This window comes from Acinetobacter sp. YH01020 (genome assembly GCF_013420275.1).
GTDB lineage: Bacteria > Pseudomonadota > Gammaproteobacteria > Pseudomonadales > Moraxellaceae > Acinetobacter > Acinetobacter amyesii.
In genome coordinates, this window is record NZ_VOYN01000107.1 from 1 (window position 1) to 3,010 (window position 3,010).

Sequence of the window (3,010 nt, forward strand, 5' to 3'; positions counted from 1 at the left end):
TATATAGAAATCGTCGTAAACGATTAAACCTGCGGTTTAATTTACTTGCTGGCATATACAATTTAGATTGGGTGAAAGATAAACAATTAAATTGGTTGAAAAATGATTTATGAAGGAAGTCTATTAATAATATAAAAACCGTCTTGCTACTGGTACAAAAAAGATAACTCAGCCGAGCAATCCAATTTTCAAACCCTCAGCTAAGCTAGGCGTTTTAGATATTTCATCGTTACGATAAGTTGTCATTAAAAAGTAAACATGTATTCTTTTCCGAATTGGTTTGATACTTTCTCCACCCATTGCTCTATTTTATCAGCTGTCATGACTTGAAAATCTCGCCAATAATATTTCATCTGCTTCCATACCATCTCGATTCGATTTAACTCAGGGCTATAAGCTGGAATAAAATACAGATTCGTCGAAAAGTTAGTTTTAAGTAGCTCTCTGTAATCAGCCATCTTTTTACTTCTATGAATCGAGGCATTATCAACAATAAGAACCAATGGAAGGTTATACGTCTGTTTAACTTGTTGAGCTATTCCAGTTAAATAGGCATAAAACCAAGTGCTTGTAACTGACTCTTGTAAACAACTTGTCACCAGTTTCCCCGTTGAAAGCAAACACCCCATGACATTAACTCGTTTTAATCTTATTGCATCAACCGCATGAACATTACCTATCTTTGTCCACGCATAGCGGTTATCAGGTGTAGATGAAAACCCTGTTTCATCAACATAACCTAATATAATTTCACCACGTGCCGCTTGCTCTCGTAATTCTTCAATCTGCTGTGTTGCTTGTTCAAATACAATCGGATCTCTTTTTTTTCAAGCTATGACGGGTACGCTTGAAGACCATACCTGAATCACGTAAAAACTTACGAATGGTTTCAACAGACACGGACACTTCGTATTCTTCATGTAGTTTGACTCGGATTTGTTCTGCATTGAGTGGACTTGTATTGACCCAATCTAAGATTTTCGCCTGATAGTCTGAGATCAATGTATTGGGTCGACCTGAGCGATGACCTTCTTTAATCGATTCAAACTCATACAATTCCCAACGTCGGCGTTGTAGCCTTATGGTTTCTGGGATACGTTCTTGTAGAGTGGCAACTTCTGCAACACTTTTACCTTCGGAAAGCCAGAGAATAGTTTGGGCACGTTGTCTTTCACGCCAATGTTTTGCATGTTTGGCCAGAAAAATGAGTCGTTCTCGCTGTTCTAAACTAAGTGGTACAGAAACAATCCGAGGCATGTGTGAACATCTGTTAACTAAAAAAACCTTTTCGCATGATTAGTTATTTTTGTCAACTTAGTTAAGTCAGAAAAATGATTTTCGGCTGAAATTTAGTATCAGTTCAACAACTGTATTTTAAAAGGTTAAAGCCGTACAAGATTGATCCAACAAACCAAATAACTTTTGATTTTCTATAGTCATCTCAACCTCCTCTTGGACTTTCCTATAACCCTTGCCTTCAGGATTAAATGTGACAATACATAACTGATCATTTTCTGTAGGCGACGAAACCACATAACCGCTCATTTGCACATCACCAGCTAACGGTATAGGCCCAATACCAAGAACTTTTTTCTGAGCAGCATCTATCAAATGAAGCGCTTCATTTTTAAATAAATATTGCGTGATAAAGCTGTAAATCTGCAATTGTGTGGTTTCTAAAATTTGTATGAGTTCATTCTTTGGAATTTTTGTTATTTGATTTTCTAGCATGTTATAGAATTCAAGATCATTAAAACTGAAATACTTCTTAAATTCTAAAATCTTCTCATAGAGTTCCAAATCATCAAATATATCTATCTTGCTCGATGCATACAGCTGATCTGCTGGCAAATATTTAGCAACGTATTTAAACATAAATTCTAAACGCTGCAGATTATCCATTTGGTTGTCAGCTGTTTTCAGCCTGATGCTTGACCTGAATTTAGAAATCTTCATCTTTACAGCAAATATATCGCTAAGCCCTAAAGTAAAATTAAACGCTTCCAAATAATTAGCCAAAGCAGCTGTATCATTTTCAAATTGGTAAAAATTAAAGTCTTCAAAATACTTCAAAGTTTGAATCTCTGAATATAAAAATCGTTCAGAATCATCCAAGCTATTCAAACTATCCAATGCTTGTACTAACAAATTATGAGGTGATGGATTTTTTATCAAAAAATACTTTCTGTATTGAGCACATTCTCCCCAAATTGGATGTGATAAATTAATTAGATAAATCGCTGAAGTAAAATTTAGAAGTGCATTATCTAACGTTCCATTTATTTTAGAGCGTAATATTCCAAAAGAGAAAAGTTTATCTAATGACCGCAAAATGGAATGCCTACTCATTCCTGTACAAAGACCTAACTCATGCATTCCCACCTTTAAAACTATTCCACTACCATCACTATGAACAACTAAACAAAACAAAACGAGCCACGATTTATAATCAATATTTAACAGTTTGCATATTTCGCTTTGCTTATGACTAATTCTGACTTCATAAATAATGCTCAAAATTTTATGAATAAAACAAAATAACTGTCCATTATTCTTCTGAGTCTCAAGCTGACGCATAATGTGGTGAATATATCTTAAATCATGCTGACTATTAAAAATATTAGCGGCCTTAATTCTATTATCAGAAATACATTCTAGTATTCCTTTATCTATGAGCAGCTGAACTGAGCTTTTTAGTTTCACTGAATGTATACCAATTTCTTTTGCAAGTGTATGTGGTGTACTCATGTCTATTTGTTGATCAGCATACTTTAGCCAGAGTCTAAAAAAAACAAATCTATCTAAAGGACTTAAGCTATAGTCCAATCTCCTAAAAATAACGATAGCTGTAGCAGTATTTTGCGATAAATTCATAAAACGCACTATTAGACTTCCGTCATAAATCAAAAAACGTACAATTTATTTGATCTTAAATTAATCAGCAAAATTATTTAATTCGAGGGATAATCCTTGGATGAAATTCAAAGATATTCAAAAATTATCAGACGTT

Annotated in this window: 3 protein-coding genes; all 3 read right to left on the minus strand. The window is 34.1% G+C overall.

Going from position 1 to position 3,010, the window contains the following annotated elements:
- Nucleotides 1-245: 245 nt before the first annotated feature.
- Nucleotides 246-812 carry an IS630 family transposase gene (locus tag FTT85_RS18225; RefSeq protein ID WP_111886146.1) on the minus strand — a complete coding sequence of 189 codons (567 nt, stop codon included), beginning with the start codon at nucleotides 810-812 and terminating at the stop codon, nucleotides 246-248.
- Complete coding sequence (locus FTT85_RS18230; RefSeq protein ID WP_004973749.1) at nucleotides 802-1,257, minus strand: helix-turn-helix domain-containing protein; 456 nt, start codon at nucleotides 1,255-1,257, stop codon at nucleotides 802-804. Before FTT85_RS18230 ends, FTT85_RS18225 begins: the two co-directional genes overlap by 11 nt.
- A gap of 117 nt (nucleotides 1,258-1,374) precedes the next feature.
- Nucleotides 1,375-2,874 (minus strand): hypothetical protein, encoded by a 1,500-nt coding sequence (locus FTT85_RS18235; protein ID WP_180184113.1) that lies wholly within the window; start codon nucleotides 2,872-2,874, stop codon nucleotides 1,375-1,377.
- Nucleotides 2,875-3,010 lie beyond the last annotated feature (136 nt).